The organism is Methylomonas rosea, from assembly GCF_024505055.1.
GTDB classification, from domain to species: Bacteria; Pseudomonadota; Gammaproteobacteria; order Methylococcales; family Methylomonadaceae; genus Methylomonas; species Methylomonas rosea.
This window is the reverse complement of sequence record NZ_JANIBL010000008.1, coordinates 43707-64466: the sequence shown is the minus strand read 5'-3', so window position 1 is coordinate 64466 and position 20760 is coordinate 43707. Positions and strand designations below refer to the sequence as shown.

Below are 20760 nucleotides of genomic sequence, written 5' to 3'. Positions count from 1 at the left end.
TTTCGATAAGGAATTTGTCGCGCGCTATCACAAGGTTATTTTTACAACCGATGCTGCCGTCACAGTTCTGCCCAGCCGCCGGGATGGATGTTCGCTGCGGCTGTTAAGATGGTTTAATTGAGCGGTCAGGCAATTTTTGCCCTGACCGCTATGCTTATTTGGCAATCAATATTGCTTCATCCGCAAATCTCGCAACCCAGGAAATAATATGCCCGAAAAGCCTTTCTGTATTTTTGTAGTGGATGATGATGCTTTATTGCGCTTGGTAATAACCGATCAATTGCAGGGGCATGACTATCAAATCCACGAGTTTACCAATGGCGAGGAATGTTTGGCGGCTATGGATTTGGCCCCCAATCTGATTTTATTGGATATCGAAATGCCGGGCCTCAGCGGTATCGAGGTATGTCGGCAGATTCGGGCCGATGGTAATGACGATGTGCAGGTAATGTTCGTGTCCGCTCACGACGATCTGGAGATTTTGCTGACCGCGTTCGATGCCGGCGGTAACGATTTTATTCCGAAAAACGCCAAAAAAGACGTACTCCTGCGCAAGGTCGATTTGGCAATCGAAGCCGAGCAGCAGAAGCGGCAATTGCAATCGCAACTGTCTTACGCGCAAAAAACCGCATTTACCGCCATGTCCAGTTTGGGCGAAACCGGCACCGTATTGCAGTTTCTGCGCACATCGTTTCAATGCGTTACGTTTCAGCAATTGGGTAATTTGTTGATCGAGACCTTGCAGCAATACAGCCTAAACGGTTTGGTGAAATTGACCGATACCGAGAAGGAATACGACTTTAGTCCGGAAAAAATCTGTACTCCGCTGGAAGAATCCATTCTTACTTATGTGGCTAAGCTGGGCCGGATTTATCAGGCCGGTGATCGCTTGGTGTTTAATTTCCCGCATGTAACGCTATTGGTGACCGGCTTGGATACTGACGATCCGGATGGCATCGGCCGATTACGCGATCATTTGGCGATACTTGCCGAAGGTGCCGGTGCCCGGGTCGAAGCCATGATAAGCGAACAGCAGCGCTTGCGGGAAGCGAATGCCCGCCTGGAAGGTGTGAAAGAACTGACCGATTTATTGATCGAGATCGAGTCCAACCAACAAGCCAATCACGCCCAAATGGTGAATTTGGCCGAGCAGCATAAAATGAACATGGAAAGTGCCTTTATTCATCTGGGCTTAACCGATAGTCAGGAGTTTTTGCTGCACGGTTATGTCGATGAATTGACCACGCAGATGGACAATCTGTTCGAGAACGACAACAGGCTGGCCTTACGTTTGAACAAAATTGTCGAAAAGCAAAAAGCCTTGCTGCTATCGGCCCAAGATAGCCGCTAAGTACCCGCCTGAATCCCTACCGATCTAATAATCGCACCGAGTATTGCCTATGCAAGCTTTGTTTTCGCCCGCTGTGGCGCTGATGAATCGATTAAGTTTCAGCAAGAAGTTTGTGGTGATAGGTTTTCTGTCACTGCTGGCTGTTGTCGTGGTGTTTTACAGCCTTTATCAAAGTCTGAGTCGGGTGATTCTGGATTCCGAGCGCGAGCTGCAAGGACTGGTACAAATCAAACATATTACGCAGACCATGCAATCTGTGCAGCAGCATCGGGGTTTGTCCGCTGCTGTACTTGGCGGCATAGATGGCTTGCGCGAGAAACGCGACCTGTCTGAAGCCAAAGTCGACTCAGCCTTATCCGTTTTGAGGCAAACACTATCGGCGGATTCGTTTACGGTTGCGGCATACACAGACATAAAAAACGATTGGGAACAACTACGGCAAAACGCCGCCACTCAAAACATTCAAGACAGTTATCGTTTACATAGTCGCTTGGTGGAGAAGTTATTAGATTTGGAGGAACTGATTGGCGAAGAATATTTGTTGTTCACCGATTCCAATCTGGATTCCTACCATTTGATTATGTTGGTAACCGAACAAATGCCGAAGGCCTTTGAAGGCATTGCGCAATTGCGCGCGTATGGTATCGGGATACTGACCAAAAAGCAGATTAGCGATCAGGAAAAAATCCAGATTTACCTCATTAAGGACAGAATCGAGACCGGCATTGGGGTCATTGAAGAAACTACGCATGATTTTCAGCGTTACAAACCGGAGTTACACCCTATCTTGACGACTACCCGGGAAAATATCGTCAATGCAGCCAGTCTGATTACTGAGCATGTGATTGCCGATATTGTTCAGGAAAAATTCTCCATTAATCCGGAATACTTTTATTCGACGGTGACTCTAGCCTTGGATACGGCGTACTCGGAGATTTACGACAGCTTTATCCCGGCAGCCGAACAACTGATCAGGGCGAGAGTCGCTGCCGCCAAAACCACGCTGGCACTAAGCATCGGCATCCCCGGCTTTATATTTATGCTGATCATTTATTTTGCGATTGGCGCCCATCTTGCGGTTAGCCGATACGTGGAGAGGCTGGCGAAAACCGCAAAAGCCTTTTCCGCTGGCGATTTTCAGCAAAGAATGTCCTTGACCATGCGCGATGAAATCGGGCAAGTCGCGGAGAGTTTTAACGAAATGGCCGACGGCTTTGCGGCACTGTTGGCCGCAAGGCGCGAGGATGAGATCCGCATCCGCAGCATTGTCGATACTGCTTTGGATGCCTTGGTGCAGATGGACGCCGATGGTTTTATCAATGGTTGGAATCGTCAGGCCGAATTGATATTCGGTTGGCCGGCCGCTGAAGTCTTGGGCCGCTTGTTGCACGATGTGATTATTCCGGAGCGCTACCGGCAGGCCCATCAGCAAGGCATGCGGCGCTATTTGGATACCGGACATGTTTCGGTGTTGAACCAGCGCATAGAAGTGGTGGCGCTGCACCGCGATGGGCATGAGTTCCCGATTGAATTGGCCATTACACCCAATAAATTGGCAAACGCTGTCGAATTCAGCGCCTTTATCAGAGACATTTCCGCGCAAAAACAGGCGATACAGACTTTGCAAGCCAGCGAACAGCGCCATCGCGCCCTGTTCGAATCGTCGCGGGATGCCTTGATGACCCTCAGTGCCAGGCGCGGATTTATCTCGGCTAATACGGCGGCAATCAGTCTGTTTGCTTGCCGGGATGAACAAGAGTTTTTGGCGCAAACGCCGGCCTCATTGTCGCCGGAATACCAGCCGGATGGCCGATCATCCAGCGAATTGGCAAATGAAAAGCTTGAGATGGCTATTGCCGATGGCTCGGTTGTCTTCGAATGGTTGCATAAACGTTTAAACGGCGAGACTTTTTATGCCGAAGTGCAACTCAGCAGGGTAGAAATTGACAGCGAAATTGTTGTGCAGGCTACGGTGCGCGATATTAGCGAAAACAAACGCGCCAAGGCGGCATTAATCACCAGCGAAGCCAGGACCAGGGCGGTACTGCGGACCATGTCCGATGCAGTGGTGTTGATTGATAGCAAAGGCATCATGCTTCTCGTTAACGATGCAATCGGCGATTTGTTCGGCTACGAAGAAGACGAATTATTGGGGCAGAATGTGAAGATGTTGATGCCGGAGCCTTACCATTCCGAGCATGACGGTTATTTGAGCCGGCATCTGGATAACACCAAGGAAAGAGTCATTATCGGCCGGAGGATCGAAGTGGAGGGCAAACGTAAGGATGGGCTACTGGTGCCGATAGAGTTGAGCGTCAATGAATTAATGGATGATTTCGGCAGTACTTACATCGGCGTGATGCGCGACATCAGCCATCGCAAGGCGGTAGAGCAGGCGCACGAAGCCGCGCGTTTGGAGGCAGAACATCTGGTACATATGAAAAGCGAGTTTCTTGCCAATATGAGCCATGAAATTCGTACTCCATTAAATGCGATTATCGGCTTGGCCAAAATTAGCCTGCGCGATAATGCCGGGCGGAACATGCAGGAAAACAGCGTCCGTATTTACGATGCCGGCATGCATTTGCTGAGTGTGGTCAACGACATCCTAGATTTTTCTAAAATTGAGGCCGGCAAGATGACTTTAGACGAGCATCCGTTTCGCCTGGATGCTTTGATTCAAGATGCTATCAGTCTGGTGGATATGCGTGCCAAGGAAAAGCAACTCGACCTGATAGTGCATCGCCCCCAAGATTTGCCGGAATGGGTGAATGGCGACCCCTTGCGATTGAGGCAGATTTTGGTCAATTTATTGTCTAATGCAGTGAAGTTTACCGAGCATGGCTATGTCAGCCTGGACATTTCCCGGCAGAAAGATATGACTGAAATCAGCGTGACGGACAGCGGCATCGGCATGACCGCCGAGCAGATTGGTCGTCTGTTTACCGCTTTTGAGCAAGCGGATAACTCTACCACCCGCAAATTCGGCGGCAGCGGTTTGGGATTGGCGATAAGCCGGGATCTTGCCAACTTGATGGGCGGCGATATTGTCGTCAAAAGCACGCTGGGAGCGGGTAGCAAATTCACACTGAGTGTGCCGCTGCCGGCGACGGATGCCGGTGTCGAGCATTCGGCCGATTATCATCAGGACCACGGTGGACGCTTGCGTGGTTTTAGAATATTGGCTGCGGAAGACGTGGCTTTAAATCGATTGGTGCTGGAGGATTTACTGATCCACGAAGGTGCGCAGGTGACGTTTGCGGAAAACGGCCAACAGGCGCTGGATCGCTTGGAGGAAGCCGGCTATGCCGGTTTCGACGCGGTGTTGATGGATATTCAGATGCCGGTGATGGATGGCTATCAGGCGGCGCGGCGTATTCTGGAAATTGCGCCGGATTTGCCGATCATTGGATTGACTGCTCACGCCATGCCCGAAGAGCGGCAGCGCTGCCTGGAAATGGGGATGCGTGATCGCGTTACTAAACCGATCGATGCCAATGCCCTGGTCGGCGCGTTGCGGCAGCATGTGTCCATCAACAAAGTGTCTGATGAAACTGGTAGTAAGGGCAGTGCCGCAGCGGTACTCGAAATGCCGGAAACGGTAAATGACGCTGTGGCGGAAGTAGCTACCGAAGGCTTGATCAATTGGGCGGCGTTGCAACAACGTTTTGATGGCCGTCAGGCATTTATAGACAAGTTGATCGACAACGCCTTGGATGGCGCGCAGCAAGCTAATGTCGATAAACTAAGACTGGCTGCCGAGCAGGGCGACTATGCCGCCATTAAGTTTGTGGCGCATAACTTGAAGGGCTTTGCCGGTATTTTCGAGATTCAGCAAATACAGAGTTTGGCGCAGCAAGCCGAAGCGGCCGCTAAGGATCAAGCCGATGACGCGATTGAACTAGCCGAGAGTTTGGCCAATACGCTGGAAACTATTCTGGTGGAGTTGCAGAGTAAACGGTCTGTCGCTAGCTAGCATAAATCTACTTATCATTTTTTTGCGGCTGCAAATTCGTCATTCCCGCGCATGCGGGAATCCAGTCAGAAGTTACCATCAGGAAAATCTTTGTCGAAGGAATAGACAATGCCAAGATTAACCGTTCGTCCTCAGCCGCACGCAGGACTTAAGCAGCGATTTATTAACGCTATCCTGATTAGTAAATTGCTTCAGCTAATTCAAAGGTACGTCGCGTAAGTCGTCATTTCGGCAGGGATTGCCGAAATCCAGACTGCATGGATAGCTCGAAGCTCGCCATCCATGGCACTGGCTCTTGTGCCCTTTGGGTATTACGGCGAGCATGACGGACTTTTTTGGTTTAGCTGACGCATCTTGCTAATCAGGAACGCTATTGTGGCTAGACTAGCGGCGAAAAAAATGGCGGGTTTATGCAACCCGCCATCAAAACATCCCTGTCGCTAGGAGGAGGTCTGCCTCTCACTAACAAAAGCCGACGAAATCACCTGGTCGATTTGTCATGTTAATGAACGGAACCTCTAAAATAAAACGATATAATGTGATTTTTATATCGAAAGAATAGATTCTCATCGCAACGTCGAATTACAGTATAGGTTAGTAATAAAATTTTGCTTTGAATCCCGAAATTTTTTTAGGAGCAAGCCTATGAATCTTAATCAATTGGAATTGCTGCGAGTTTTGCAGGAAACCGATTTCAATTTGAGTAAAGCCGCAGAAAAAATGCACGTGGTGCAATCGGCGGTTAGTCGGCAACTCCAGTTGTTTGAAATAGAAGTGGGCTCGCCGCTGTTTGTCAGACAAGGGAAAAAACTCACCGGTCTGACGCCTTTGGGCGAAAAGATCATGGAAGAAGTTGATTTAATCAATCAGGCAAAAAAAAATATCCAACTGATTGCCGACGACTTTCTGGAGAATAGTAACGGTACTTTGCGGATCGCCACCACTCATACCCAGGCCAAATATTTACTACCCGAACCGATAGGTCGGTTTCGGCGCAAATATCCGGGCATTAAAATCTACATGGTGCAATCGTCGCCGGATAATCTGATTAACTTGTTACACCGGCATCAGGCCGACATCGCCATCTGCACCGAAAAACTGGATGAAGACGACAAATTAGTGGTCAAGCCCTGTTATCAATGGCATCACGTCGCCGTGGTTCCACTCGGCAATCCGCTGGCGGAAGGCGAAATAAGCCTGCAACGCTTATCGGCCCAGCCGATTCTGACTTACACCCCAGGCTTTACCGGCCGAACAACCATAGAAAAAGCCTTTTATAACGCGCATTTGCCGCTGGATATTACGTTGGCGGCGGCCGATTCCGACGTGATTAAAACCTATGTGCGCTTGGGAATGGGCGTCGGGATTATTGCCGGCACGGCATACGAAGCAGTCAAGGATAGCGATCTGCTTGCCATAGACCTGTCCGGCTTGATACCCAGTTCCACCACCAAAATTGCGTATCTGAAGCAATTGTACGTACCCAATTACTGCCGTTATTTTATCGACGAATTGCTGGCGGAAGCTGCGCGGAAAAGTCGGGAAAGAGGCGAAGGCTTTGACGCTTGATAATATGGGCGGACGATGACTCCCAGCGCCAGTCCCTGAGGCTTGTGTGCCGCGGATGTGCGTGAGATCAGGTATCGGCCTGAATTATTTAACATAGTTTAATAAAAAGCTGCCCGGTTTGGCTGCTTGCCAGTCTGCTAGTGGCTTGATTGCGCAGAAAATTCTTCGTCCGGCTCTAAATTTGCTGGCAATTTTTGGTTTAAGCCTCGATACGTAAACCATTAAGACGGCATGACTTTTCAAGCCCATCAGTCGCTACAGGAGTTATACGTCAGTTGCCACGGCGAACTGGAGGCCGTGCTATATTCGCGCCTGCGCTGCCGGGAAACCGCCGCCGACATTTGCCAGGAAGCTTTTGTGCGCTTATGTCGTAGCGAGGACTTGAGCGGCGTCGGCAATCTGAAAGCTTATCTGTTTCGCACCGCGCAAAATTTAGTAATCGATCACTATCGCAGTCAGACCGTGCGGAATGCGGCAATAGTCGCATGGCCGGATGACGCGCCGCCCGAAGCCGAAGACTCGCGGTGCGCGGAGACTGTGATTTTGGGAGAGCAGGATTTGGACCGGCTTATCGAGGGTATGAATAGTTTGTCCCCTTTGTGTCAGCGGATTTTTTATCTAAACCGCTTCGAGGGCTTGAAGCAGCGTGAAATTGCCGAAACCCTGAACATCTCCATCCGCACCGTGGAAGAAAATATCAAAAAGGCACTGGTGCATTGCGCTAAAACCCTGGATGAATTCCAATAGCGACTGTGGTTTAGGCCAAGGGCCTCGTCTATGATATATCTCCCCCACCGCTCAAGCAGGAATTGACCATGTCCACCGAACCGATGCCAGACGATGCCGAGCGTTTGCTGGAGCAGGCTTGCGCTTGGTTAAGCCAATTGCATTCCGGTGAGTTTTCTCAGTCTGCGCGGCAAGAACTGAATGCCTGGCGGGCCGCTGACAGCGCTCACGAACAAGCATGGCAACGCGCCGAAAAACTGTGGGCGGGCTTGGGGCAACTGCGTGGTCGCCGCGGCATACCCGGTGCGCAGCCCTTACCGCGCGAGGGAGGTCGGCAGGCGCACGATGCTGATCTACTCGCAAGCAGTCCGGTTGGCGCGGCGGATTCCCGCCTGAGCGGGAATGACGGCCTTCGCAGTCTTAAAGGCCGCGTCACAACCAGAACCCGTCGCCGCAGCAGGTCCCTGAGTGTGGCGGTAGCCTGCTGCGCACTGCTGGCGCTCACGTTGACGATGTTGTATCCACCGGCATTCTGGCGGGCTGATTATCTTACCGGCAAGGGCGAGCAACGCACCATAACCTTGGCAGACGGCTCGCGAGTAATGCTCAACACTGCCACCGCGCTGGCGATTCATTTCGACGATAACGTGCGCCGGGTGGAGTTGTTGTCGGGCGAGGCCTTTTTCGACGTGGCTAAAAATGCGCAAAGACCGTTTGTGGTCAGCAGCGCCGGCAGCGAAGTCCGGGCAATCGGTACCGCTTTCAGCGTCCAGCGCCAGTCTGCGCAAACCCAGGTCGAACTCGTCGAAGGCATCGTCGAAATATTGGATGCCCAGAGGCACCGCGAACGGCTGACCGCCGGCCAATCCGCACTGATCGGCGTCAACAATATCGCCTTGCAAGCCGTAAGCCGGCCGGAAAGCATGGCGCTTTGGCGCGAGGGTTATTTGCAATTCGATGGCTTGCCGCTACACCAAGCCGTCGCGCAAATCAATCAATACCGGCCCGGACGAGTGGTGTTGCTGAATACGGCGCTGGCCGACAAACGGATCAGCGGCCTGTTTCGGCTGGATGCGTTGGATCAAGCGCTTGCCAGTTTAAAAGCTGCCGTGCCGGAGCTGCAGATTGTCAGCGTCACGCCGTATTTGGTCGTGCTGCGCTAGGCGCTGTTACTTCCCCCTTTGAAAAAGGGGGATTGAGGGGGATTTATCTAAAAAATCTCCCCTGGCCCCTCTTTTTCAAAGAGGGGCAATAAAACCATCGAATCCGAGCCTGGGCGACGTTCACTTCCCCCTTTGAAAAAGTACCCACAAGGGGCATACAGGGGATCGAGGGGATTTATCCTAAACTAGTCAAGCAAACACCGCCCCGAATAAATATCACCATCTCAATTTGGCATTGCCAATTTCCCCCGATAAAAAAATTCCCTGATCGCCTGATGTGGGTTTTCAAAAAGTTTCCGTCTTAACTAACACCAGCCTAAATGCTGCCGTGTAACCAGACCGAAACAGGAGAATCCATGTCCAACGCAAAGCATTGCAAACCTTTCTCAGCCGGCAAGGGCCGGCGCCATGCCGCCAAAGCCGCCTTGCTCGCGGCGCTGATCTCGCAAACCGCCCTTGGCGATGCCGCCGGCAACAAACACCATTTCGATATCCCCGCCCAATCGCTGAATCAAGCCTTACTGATGTTCGGCAGGCAAAGCCAGCAACAACTGATGTACGGCACCGACATTGCCGACAACCTGCGCAGCCGCCCAGTGCAAGGCGACTACACCGCCGACGAAGCGATCAGGATTTTATTGGGAGACGCGCCGTTGCAAGGCGTGACGACCGGGGAGGGGGCTATCACCTTGCAGCCGCGGGCGGCGGAACTGCACAACAATCTGGGGCCGCAGACCATGCCGGCGGTGCAAGTGGTTGGCAAGGCGGTTTATGATGCCACCGATCCTTATAATCCGGATTACAGTTTGCCGAACGCTACGACGGCGACGAAGACGGATACGCCGATTATCGAAACACCGTTTTCGGTGCAGGTGGTGCCGAAGCAGGTGATGAAAGATCAACAAGTGGTGCGCATTGATAAAGCCTTGCAAAACGTCAGCGGTGTATTCGCAACGGCTCAAGACGGTCACCAGCAAACCCCGTTCGTGATTCGCGGATTTAGAACCTACGACTACTATCGAGACGGCGTTAGAACCAATCCGTCTTGGTTGACAGATGGCTTTCGCGAAACCGCGAATTTAGAACGCATCGAAGTGTTGAAAGGACCTGCATCAATTTTATACGGCCGCATCGAACCGGGCGGCATGGTGAATGTAGTGACCAAGCAGCCATTAGCCACCCCTTTCTATTCGCTGCAACAGCAATTCGGTTCGTACGATTTTTACCGGACGACAGTTGATGCAACGGGACCGGTTACGCAAGACAAGAGTTGGTTATATCGGATGAACTTCGCCTATGAAGACGCGAATTCGTTTCGGGATTTTGTAAAAAATGATCGCGTATTTTTCGCCCCGAAACTGCAATGGAAGATTAGTGATCAGACCCAGGCAACTTTCGAATTAGAGTATAAACACAGTAATGACACTTACGACAATGGGATTCCCATTGTAAATGGACAAGTTCCAAACCTACCGATCAGCCGGAATTTGAGCGAGCCCGGATCGGGACAACAGGAGTCGGACGCCACTTGGCTGGGCTTCAACTGGTCGCATGCGTTCAATGACAATTGGACCCTGAGCCAAAACTTCAATGCCTATAACTATGCAGCCCCAATGCGGACGCCATTCGTGACATTTTGGGGAGGCTTGACAGACCCATGCACGGCGTCGTCCTGTCAGGTTGCTCGGGGAGCCATGAAGAATAATTGGAGCGGTCAACAGTTTTATACCTCGCTTAATCTGACCGGAAAATTTCAAACCGGCCCGCTTGGTCATACGTTAATGTTGGGCTGGGATTTCATGAACATGGCAGCGGATAGCGGCGATGCGCGGTCCTGGAGTTTGAATGCCTTGGACATTTATCACCCCCTTTATACCGGGATCGACGGGGCTGTGCCGTCGAATGCATCGTTGGACAGATACCAGATCAACGAAGACTGGCACGGCTTGTATTTACAAGATCAAATTAAACTGCCTTACGGGCTACAGATACTCGGCGGGTTTCGTTACGACATGGCGACAATGAGTGATCTTTCAAGCGGTGGTTATAGTGGCAGTAACCAACTGGACGAAACTGCGATCAAACCTCGCGTTGGCTTGCTTTGGCAAGCCCTACCTGAGTTAAGTTTCTATGCAAATTACGTGGAAAATTTTGGTGGGGTTAATCTCTATAGTCGTAACAGGAATGGCGGTGCGCTAAAACCACAAACAGCGGAACAGAAAGAAATTGGCTTGAAATATGAACTCTTCGACAAACGCTTGACAGGCAGTGTCGCCTGGTTCGATTTAACCAAGCAGAATATCCAATCGCCCGATCCCGATCCTTATTATCGAAGCCTCGGTTTTTCAGTAACCACTGGAGAGGTGAATAACGACGGCTTGGAGGTTGACATTGCGGGTGAAGTTTACTCCGGCCTAAAACTGATCGGCAATTATTCGTACACAAACTCGCGCGTTACCAAGGACACTGGCGGTGCGGATGATCGAGGCAACGAGGGGAAACGCTATTTTGGTGTGCCGCGCCACGGCGGGAATCTGTGGGCTACCTATGAGATTCAGGAAGGTGATTTGCAAGGTTGGAAATTCGGAGCCGGATCGAATATTCGCGGCGAAGTCGAAGGCGACAATGCCAACAGTTACCAACTACCGGGTTATGCAACGTTGGCGCTAATGACCGGCTATAGTTGGAAAATGGGACCATCGACCGTAACGGCTCAATTAAACGCGGATAATTTATTGGATAAGCATTACTACAACACATCGAATTCAAACTTTATTATGCCGGCGGCACCTCGGACTTTTTTAGGTACTGTAAAAGTGGAGTTTTAAATTTGACTGAAGTTCTTACCACGTAAGTTACGCTCGCATAGGTTGAGGCAACGCCCCCAATATTCATGGTGTTTGATATTATTGGTAACGTTGATCTTGCATTATCGATGGCTTGCTGGAGATGTTATTGGCTGCGGTCTTTCGCTGTCGCGGTGGGTTGGTGGCGGAACGGTTTTTGACTTGGTTTTCCTGTCGTATCCGCAATCGCTCCCAGTCTTGCCCTATCTGCTTTATGACTCACAGGGATGTGAGGAATGCAGATATTGCAGGAGCAGCCACCGGTCCATGCAGCCGACCCCCATCTTGTTTACAGCAAGTCATTCCTGCCAAGTTCTTGACAGTTGGGCAATGTCGGGCCCGAATGTTCGCGGGGACAGATCGACATCAAGCCTTATAGCCTGCCGGTAAGAGTATTTTGCTATTTGCGAAAGCTTCGTAGGCTTGGGGGTAAACCAAAATACCATGGCTGCAAGGCTTTTAGCCTGATTCGGAATGCTGTAGTAGTTCGCTCCCAAGCTTAAATGCCTGGCGAGGATAGCAAATGACCGCGTGCGCGAACTTAGTTGCCTTGCCCGCAAGGCTTTGAGCTTGATTCGCATGGCTATGGAGGCTAGGGCCCAAGCTCAAACGCCTAGCGAGGATAGCAAAACACCAAGTGCGCAGGCTTAATTGCCTTGCCCGCGAGGCTTTGAGCTCAATTCGTAAGCTTATGCAGGTTCACTCGCAAGCTTCAAAGCCTGGCGAGGATAGCGAAAAACTTTGTGCGCCAGTCTGAATGACTTGCGCACGAGGCTAAAAGCCGAAGCGGAATACCAATGTGCATCGGCGACTAGATCACGTTGCGTAAATCCCTGGCGCCATGAATGACGCGAACTATCGACACGCCATTGGTGAGAGTTCTTTGCAGAATAAGGTATTTGCCCGATATAAATACTGTAGCGCTGGTGTAGTATCAGGACGGTAACTACCGCTCTGGGGATGTCTGCCAGGATCATGAAACCTTGTTCCAAGTCATGAGCCTACGCTCACGCCGTCACGGTGTTTTGATCGGGGTAGAAAACATTGTTAGACGGAAGGTGATCCTGTTGTCAATCGCGCAAAGGCAGGGGGAATGCAACGAGTCCCAGACTTAAAAAGGGTTAACAATTCGCAACTGGTTGTCGATCAACTGATTGTTTTGCATGTCTTCGCTGTAAAGAATCGGGCAGTGGTTTTCCAGCGCGGTGCTGGCAATTAACGCATCGTAATAGGAAAAACAATGTACTTCGCATAACTGTAGGGCTCTTAGCTGAGTGGCTAAAGAGAAGCCAACTACATGGGTGACGCTGGTAATTTCATGGATAGCGCCAATAACAGCATTTTCCTTTAGCTTTAGTTTTTTTAGGCAAATGTTGGAAAATTCATTGATGACTTGCGAGGAAATGATAGATTCGCCTTCAAACAGCATTGAATTGGCGATGTCTGCCTTGTGCGGCTCGCTGTTTGAGTAGGCGTAGATCAAGATATCGGTATCAAGAAAATACCTATCGGGCATTTGCGTCTTCGCGATCAAATTGAAACGAGCGTGTATCGATAGATAGTGCGGAAAGTCGTTTGGCGGGTTTTGTCGAGGTTGAATCCGCTGCTTCCTCTATCGATAATTTGATTTTAAGGTGCTTGGAGGCAAAGGCAGTAAACTGTATGGGAATTTCAATCATCCGGCCTTTTGCATCTGCTTCAAATTCTACGACTTGCATAACTAAAGTCCTCCCGAAGACTATTTGGCGTTAAACTCGATTCTACCAAGGCTGCTTGATGTTACAAACCTCGACGTTGTTGGTCAAATGACTTTGTCTGGTAACGGAAGTAATGTTGTCATGATGGGTGGCAACTGCGCATCAATCCAATGTGCTTCTTACGAATTTACTATACTGGTTTAGAGCTGTTGTGAAGCTGCTACGGATGTTAGGCCCTAACCGAATTGCAGTCAAAGTTTAAAGCTGGCCTTTAAATACAACACTGCCAGCAGTAAATACACCACAAAGCTCAAACCCAACAGCCAGGGCCTGCCTTTGGGTCTGGCCCATGCCGGCAAATGCGGCGGCAGCATTTTGTGGTTGATCAAATAAAGCGCCACCGGAAACATGATGGTGCCGACAAAGCCGATGATGGCGCTGGTGAGGATCAGCGGGCCGGGGGCGTCGAGTTGCATGGTTAGCGAGGTGATGACGGTCAGCAAGCCCAAAAAGATGTAATACCAGCGCCGGGCCGGCAGACGGCGGCTTTTCGGGAACAAGGTCAAGACGATGTCGGTCTGGATGCGGCTCACCGCGTCGGCAGTGGCTAGCCAGGTGTCGGTTAAGAAGGCCGCTGCGACCACTAAAAACAGTAACCGGCCGATTTCGCCCCAACTTACCGCAAAAAACTGGCTTTGCACCACCGCCAATTCGTATTCCTGCGGCAGTAAGCCCTTGGGGAACAGCAGGGCATAAGCCAGCAAACAGGTCATCAGCGTGGTGAACAGGTTGCCGATAATCCCGACCAAAATATCCGCGCTTAAAAAGCGCCGCCAAGTGGACCAGTTTTTCGCGCTTTCTGGCTCGTCAGCCGGTAGAAAGCCATCGCTCAACACCGCTTCTTCCGCGCCGCCCAATCCAGTAATGCGGCCCACCAAGCCGGCCATGCCGGCACCTTTGTCGCGCAACCAGTAGGAATAAAACAAGATCCAGAAGCCGCCGAGGCCGGCAAACGTAATCGCGGTTAATAGTTTGCTGGCGTCGCCGCTGTCCCAAGGGCGGGGCATCTCGCCGACCGGCCCGAGCAGGCCTTGGCTAAACGTCGGCAGGGCCTTGAGTACATCGCTTTGCAGGCAGGCCGACAATAAACCGACCACGGTGACCACCGCGACCAGTTTCATGAAACGTTCTATCAGCGTGTAAACCACGCCGCTGGCCAGAATAGCGGTGACGAACACCGCAATCGAGGCATAGCCCCAAAACAGGCTTTGGCCGCGCTGGGTCCAGTCTGTCGGCCAATGCGTCAGTTCCGCCATCGCGGTGCCGCCAGCCGAGGCAAAGGCGCCGAACCACAAAAACGACACCGTCATCAGTAGCCACAGGAAAATACCGAAGCCGCGATGCAAGCGGATAAATCCGTGGAAGATACTTTCGCCCGTCAACATCGTGTAGCGACCGATTTCCAGGTTCAAGGGATATTGCAGTAAACAGGCCGGCACCAGCAGCCACAAAAAGGTCAGGCCGTATTTGGCAATCATATAGGGCCACCAGATCAGCTCGCCACTGCCTTGCGCCAACGCCATCCACACCACGCCAGGCCCAAGTGCCGCCCACCAGCCGGGGAAAGCGGGGACATTGTGACGGGGGAGGGAGTGCAAGTCGGTGTTGTTCATATTGAAAAAAGCAAGCCGCTGTTGAAAAAGCCGTCATATGCGCAAATTTGCCCGGTTTTGGCAAATCCTCTCCTGATTATAAAAGGTGCTTAAGCCATATCAAGAATCGTCATCTCGGCATGGATTGCCGAGATCCAGGAGCCAAGGATGGCAAGCGTCGAATACATCCATGTAGTCTGGATTCCGGCAATCCATGCCGGAACGACGTTGTTGCTGAAGCAGCTTTATAATCAGGAATCCGCTTAACGATGCACTGATGGTTACAGGTGGGCTCTCGATTTGTGGGAAGGCAGTGTTTTTTAACGTTTCTTGGAAATTTGTTTGGGCGATACGCCAAAATATTTACTAAAAGCCAGACTGAAGTTACTTGCATGTCTGTAACCCACCATCTCCGCCACCAAACTGATAGGTTGCCGAGTTGACGCCAGTGCGCGATAGGCATGCTGCATCCTGATCTCGGTCACTACGCCGTGAGGGGTGTTATTAAAATAATGTTGGAACAGATTTTTTAACTTGAATGGGGTGATGCCTAGGGTTTTTGCCAGGTTTTCCAGCGATGGAGGATCTTGGTAATGCAGTTCGAGGATCTCTCTGGCTTGGTCAGCCATGTGCCGGCTGGCTTGATCGAATCTGGAATAGCCGTATTTTTCAGGTCGGCAGAGTGCGCTAAGTTCGTTAGCCAGTATGGTCATGACATGGCCGTTTAGGGTTAGCGGTGCTAAAGGGGCACTGAGGTCGCAGCCGAGCAATTGCCGGGCAGCAATCACACTTTGACTATGGCTTGGCCGGCAGCTTAAAAGTTGTAAGGCATTTTTCCGGAAGAAACACGCCGATTCATTTTCACCCAAATAGCGGTCCATCCAGCCTTTGCCGATTGAAAAACGCAATTGCTTTATGGGCTTATTCGCTTGGTACTGGCGTTCGCCGCTACTGCTGTCGAAACTGGTAATCGTGGTATTGCCTTCGCTGAATGTCAGCTCATGCTTCTCGCTGTCGATGAAGCGGGTGTGACCGGTTATTCCAAGAGTTACTACCAGACGTGGTTCGCCGAAATCGATTTTGCTGGTGATCACCAGATCGTGCAGCGGTTGATAGGTCGTTTCTATGTAACTTAGGGAGGGATCGAGCTGAAAAATCAGCGATCTACCCACGCCGAGCTGAGCGGGTAAGGATTGATGCCAGCAATGTTGCTGCGGAATGGGCTGCATAGTCAGTTCGTCACTGTTCAACCTTTTGTATCCCGCCTTTTTTGTGTCAGTCATGTCCTGAAGATTCCTTGGCCTGGAGGGATTGCCCACCTCGGTTGGGCATACGACTTACTTTTACAATAATTTGTGACATAACACTAACTTTTATCATAAATCAGTTTGAAATGGCCTGCTTTACCGGACCAATTGAACGGACATGTCTTCATATCTTCTTGTTTTATATGTTTTATTAAGTCTGTGGCATAAGGATTGAGTGTTATTTTTTGGGTCGCCTCCCTATTTAAATCTTAGCTGGTGCGGAATCGGATTCTGCAGGAATGGTTAGGGGGTAATTCACCAATCACAAAATAACTATCAAGATCTTCGAGAGGACACGATGAAAAACCTTAAATATCTATTGCTCGCCGCCACGCTAGGGCTGTCTAGCCAAATTCAAGCCGCGCCAGGTTGTAGTGCCGCGAATTTGAACGGCAGTTATGTTCTATATCAAAACAGCGTAGCTCTGGCTAATCTGCATACCGGACGTTGTGAAATTACTGTTCTGAATGGCGTAGTTGGCGGTTCCTGCGCGTTCACTACCACGCAAAGTGGAGTGATCACGCCGGGTTTCGCCGGCCCGGTCAGCGGCACCGCCACCATGAACACCGATTGCTCGGCCGTCGCGCAATTAGATTTCTCGCCGGCGCCTAATGTCACCGTACAATCATTCTTTGATTTGCAATTTACCCCGGACAAACAATCGTTTATCGGGCAATGGACCAATAATTTCGGCTTGCTGGGCACTTCCGCCGGTACCCGTTTCTCCCCGTTCCTTCCCTCCACGCCCGCGCAATAAGGTTTGCTTATCATGACAACTAATTCTTTAAAGCTGGCCTTGGCAGTCGCTGCCGTGCTATTGACACCCGGCGCTAACGCGGCGGTTTACAATTTTGTGCAAACCGGTTTCGACGACGGGGCGACTATTTCCGGTAGTTTTACCGTCAATGACGCCAATAACTCAGGGCAGATTAACGTGGGAAGCGCGAATTTTGGTATGAATTTCAATGAAATATCGGCATTTTCTTTATCGTTCTCGGGTAACTCTATCGTCGCAGCGTTTACTCACAACTTGGCCGATTTGTCGGCGATGGTTTACAACCTCGGCAGCCCGTATCTGGGTGACGAGATTCATGGTGCTCAACAGGAACTGATCGCAACCAACTACTTCGGCACCACCGGCTTTGATTATTACAGTGGCATGGGTTTTGGCGGTTTCGGCGGCGCGGTATTCGATAAAGCCGCCAATGCGACCTCTTATAGCTACGAATTGGTGTCCGTGACACCGGCCGCCGTGCCGGTGCCTGGCGCGGTCTGGTTGTTTGGATCGGTGCTGGCGGGGTTTGTTGGTATGAAGAAGCGTAAAGCTTGATTGTCAGTTGCAATAAGCCTGTATAGCAAAAACGCCCGCTAAGGGCGTTTTTTTAGTTATTGATCGGTTTGACGAAGTGGATCGCGATCAATTTGCAACTGTCAGGCGGGTTTTTGCAGCTTTTTCAAAATGCTTTTGCTAATGCGCTCTACAAAGTCTTCGGGGTTTTCGTAGTCATGCTCCCGGATAAACTCCACGACCGAGGTCACCAGTTTTTTGGTGTCGGTGATTTCCTGGTGCGATCTGCCGCAACCTTCGCAGTGGGTGCCTTCGGATGTGCATTGGTCGATACAAGGTTGATATTTCATAGAGTGTTCTCGAAGGTTAATGGCTAAATGATGATTATTGTAAGTTGCGGCAGCGAGTTACCGCAAAACTTAACGCCTACTTCGGGTCTTTCGATTCTGACGTTTGGCAAATTGCTGCTGACGCTGCTTTGATAATTTTCGTCATTACAAGGTAACAGATTGAAATTCATCAACTATTCAGTTAAATGACATAGTTCAATAACTTGAATTAAATAATTCTAATATTACAATATAGTTCGCTTTAATTTGTTATAGCTAATTGAGCAGCTGAGGCCTACGGCCTGAGTCGATCTTAAAACTGTTTCATGACTTCAGAGAATTCCAGCTTTTTTGATCGTTTCAAGGGCGGAAAAGCCTTAATGATCGTTGCTCTGAGCAATAGCAAATTGATTTATTTTTGACTTTCGAAAGGCGAACTATGAAAAAAATCTGCGCAGACAATCAGCAAAAGGTCCGGCATGCTCACACTTCAGCAAAAACAGAACTTGGACTGCTTTGCTTGCTGGGCACTGGTGTGCTTTTCGGTTTTACTACGGTGGTTAACGCCGATGAGGAGATCCCGGATACATTGAGCGGCGATGTGGTTTTGGAAAAAATCATCGTCACCGACAAGTTTCCTGGGGTAAAGGCATTAAATGCTTCGGACATGGAAGCGGATATTCTCACCAGCAAACGCGCGGCAGTCAGCGATACCGCCAAACTGCTGGAGGACACGCCGGGGGTGAGTTTATACGGTGCCGGCGGCGTATCCAGTTTGCCGGTGATCCATGGCCTGAACGACGACCGGGTGAAGATCGACATCAACGGCATGACCTTGACTTCGGCTTGCGCCAACCACATGAATCCGCCGTTGTCGTATATCGACCGCAGCAATATCGGCAAGATCACCATCTTGACCGGGGTGACGCCGGTGAGTTTGGGCGGAGACAGCATCGGCGGCACGATTTCGGTACAAACACCCGATCCGGTGTTTGCGGAGCCGGGCAAGGATATTTTGTTGGATGGCAGCGTCTCGTCGTTTTACCGCAGCAACGGCGACGCCTTTGGTGGCAGCATCGCCGCCGGCGTGGCAACGCAAAACGTGCGGCTGGACTACACCGGTTCGCACACCGAAAGCATGAATTACAACGACGGCAACGGCCAGATCGTCAAATCCACCGCTTACGAAAATCAAAACCATTCGGCGGCTTTGTCCTTTAAATCCGATAAACATTTGGTGGTGATCCGTGGCGGGCAGCAGCATATCCCGTTTCAAGGTTTTCCGAATCAGCGGATGGACTTGACCAATAACGACAGCATCTTCGGCAACATCATGCACAAAGGCAGTTTCGATTGGGGTTCGCTGGAGAGCAAATTCTATTTCGAAAGCACGCAGCACAGCATGGATATTGGTGAGGACAAACATAGCCAGTTTCTGGACGGCACCGCCAGCGGCGGCACATTTGCGTCGCCCAACGATCAAATGCCGATGGAAACCCGCGGCCGTAACCTGGGTTATAAACTCCAAGCAGAAATTCCGTTCAATAAGCGCGACACATTTCGTGTCGGCAACGAATATCACAGCAATAAAATCAACGATTACTGGCCGGCGGTACACACCAATACCAGCATTGCCGCCAACAACCTCGATGCGCGCCTTGCTTACTGGATGATGGCCCCTGAAGCCTATCTGAACATCAACAATGGCGAGCGCGACCGGGTAGGATTTTTTGGCGAATGGGAAGCCAATTGGGACGCCAAATGGCGCAGCTTGTTGGGTCTACGCTACGACCACACCACTACCAACACCGGCAACGTCCAGCCATATAACCCCGATTTAATCAACACCGGTCCGGCACGTACGGTGGATAGAGCCGGGGCGATTACCGCCCTAAACGCCGCTAATGCCTTCAATGCCCGCGACCGCGAGCGCAGCAACGACACCTTCGACGTCACTGCCCTAGTGCAATTCACCCCCAATGATATGAGCCAATACGAACTGGGTTACGCGCGGAAAAACCGTGCCCCCAACTTATACGAGCGCTATGTCTGGGGCGCACGCAATATGGATATGGCCATGATAGGCTGGCATGGCGACGGCAACGGCTACGTTGGTAATATGGACTTGACCGAGGAAACCGCACACACCGTCAGCTTGACTGCCGCGTTTCACGAGCCGAAAAACAATCTGTGGGAAATGAATGTCACCCCGTATTTCACCTACGTGAACAACTTCATCGACGCCGACCGCTGCGTTAGCGCCTCGAATGCAGCAGCCAGCGGTTGCAAAGCCACACCGCAAACCGCCACTAACACTTTCGTCTATCTGCAATATGCCAATCACGACGCCAGATTGTGGGGCATGGATGTGTCCGGTCGAGCGCGGATTTATAAAGACCAAACCGTCGGTGAGTTTGCGGCCCATACCACGATGAGTTATGTGCGCGGCGAGCGCATGGACGGCGGCAATCTCTATCACATCATGCCGTTTAACATGAAACTGAGTTTGGATCATCGCCTGAGCACTTGGCAAAGCGCCATAGAAATGCAATTTGTCGACGGCAAGGACGATGTGCAGGCCATCCGCAACGAGACCGAGACTGCGGCTTATATCCTGTTAAATGCCCGAACCGGCTACGAGTGGGGCAAAGTGCGTTTTGATGTGGGTTTGGATAACGTGCTGGATAAGCAGTATTACCACCCCCTGGCTGGCGCGTATTTGGGAGACCGCTACGGCATGAATCCAACTGCGCCGGCCAATGTTACAGTGCCCTGGGGCAGAAATATTGCCGGTATGGGGCGCTCGGCGTTTGTGGGTTTGACGATCAAGTTCTAATGTCGATTGCCAAAATTAGT

General features: G+C 51.0%; 14 protein-coding genes. 9 read left to right on the top strand and 5 right to left on the bottom strand.

All coding sequences use genetic code 11. From position 1 onward, the window contains the following. The first annotated feature begins 208 nt into the window (after positions 1-208). From NP589_RS04080 to NP589_RS04055, 6 genes are all read left to right on the top strand, one after another. Positions 209-1351, top strand: coding sequence for a response regulator (locus NP589_RS04080; protein WP_256605829.1), 1143 nt, complete (start codon positions 209-211; stop codon positions 1349-1351). Between the two features lie 49 nt (positions 1352-1400). Continuing rightward, on the top strand, positions 1401-5327 hold the full coding sequence (locus tag NP589_RS04075) for a PAS domain S-box protein (RefSeq protein ID WP_256605828.1): 3927 nt from the start codon (positions 1401-1403) through the stop codon (positions 5325-5327). A gap of 645 nt (positions 5328-5972) precedes the next feature. After that, on the top strand, positions 5973-6896 hold the full coding sequence (locus NP589_RS04070) for a LysR substrate-binding domain-containing protein (protein WP_256605827.1): 924 nt from the start codon (positions 5973-5975) through the stop codon (positions 6894-6896). A 231-nt stretch (positions 6897-7127) separates the two neighbouring features. After that, complete coding sequence (locus NP589_RS04065; RefSeq protein WP_256605826.1) at positions 7128-7643, top strand: RNA polymerase sigma factor; 516 nt, start codon at positions 7128-7130, stop codon at positions 7641-7643. A gap of 68 nt (positions 7644-7711) precedes the next feature. Further along, positions 7712-8785, top strand: a complete 1074-nt coding sequence (locus tag NP589_RS04060; RefSeq protein WP_256605825.1) for a FecR family protein — start codon at positions 7712-7714, stop codon at positions 8783-8785. A 356-nt stretch (positions 8786-9141) separates the two neighbouring features. Further along, complete coding sequence (locus tag NP589_RS04055) at positions 9142-11613, top strand: TonB-dependent siderophore receptor (protein WP_256605824.1); 2472 nt, start codon at positions 9142-9144, stop codon at positions 11611-11613. Between the two features lie 1129 nt (positions 11614-12742). Here NP589_RS04055 and NP589_RS04050 read toward each other — a convergent pair. From NP589_RS04050 to NP589_RS04035, 4 genes are all read right to left on the bottom strand, one after another. After that, positions 12743-13147, bottom strand: a complete 405-nt coding sequence (locus NP589_RS04050; protein ID WP_256605823.1) for a PIN domain-containing protein — start codon at positions 13145-13147, stop codon at positions 12743-12745. Then, a complete protein-coding gene (locus NP589_RS04045; RefSeq protein ID WP_256605822.1) occupies positions 13137-13349 on the bottom strand; it encodes a hypothetical protein in 213 nt (70 codons plus the stop codon). Before NP589_RS04045 ends, NP589_RS04050 begins: the two co-directional genes overlap by 11 nt. A gap of 230 nt (positions 13350-13579) precedes the next feature. Next, on the bottom strand, positions 13580-15001 hold the full coding sequence (locus NP589_RS04040; RefSeq protein ID WP_256605821.1) for an Nramp family divalent metal transporter: 1422 nt from the start codon (positions 14999-15001) through the stop codon (positions 13580-13582). Between the two features lie 299 nt (positions 15002-15300). Next, the gene (locus NP589_RS04035; RefSeq protein ID WP_256605820.1) at positions 15301-16263 is read right to left on the bottom strand and encodes a helix-turn-helix transcriptional regulator; all 963 of its coding nucleotides are present in this window, start codon (positions 16261-16263) and stop codon (positions 15301-15303) included. A gap of 322 nt (positions 16264-16585) precedes the next feature. On the opposite strand from NP589_RS04035, the gene NP589_RS04030 reads away from it, so the two are divergent. Both NP589_RS04030 and NP589_RS04025 read left to right on the top strand, forming a co-directional pair. Beyond that, entirely contained in the window at positions 16586-17044 is a 459-nt protein-coding gene (locus NP589_RS04030; protein ID WP_256605819.1) for a hypothetical protein, read from the top strand. Positions 17045-17056: 12 nt separating this feature from the next. Beyond that, complete coding sequence (locus NP589_RS04025) at positions 17057-17617, top strand: PEP-CTERM sorting domain-containing protein (RefSeq protein ID WP_256605818.1); 561 nt, start codon at positions 17057-17059, stop codon at positions 17615-17617. A gap of 101 nt (positions 17618-17718) precedes the next feature. Here the strand turns inward: NP589_RS04025 and NP589_RS04020 are convergent, their stop codons facing one another. Then, the gene (locus NP589_RS04020; RefSeq protein WP_026604173.1) at positions 17719-17925 is read right to left on the bottom strand and encodes a DUF1289 domain-containing protein; all 207 of its coding nucleotides are present in this window, start codon (positions 17923-17925) and stop codon (positions 17719-17721) included. A gap of 418 nt (positions 17926-18343) precedes the next feature. On the opposite strand from NP589_RS04020, the gene NP589_RS04015 reads away from it, so the two are divergent. Further along, positions 18344-20740 carry a TonB-dependent receptor plug domain-containing protein gene (locus NP589_RS04015; protein ID WP_256605817.1) on the top strand — a complete coding sequence of 799 codons (2397 nt, stop codon included), beginning with the start codon at positions 18344-18346 and terminating at the stop codon, positions 20738-20740. The last annotated feature ends 20 nt before the right edge of the window (positions 20741-20760 follow it).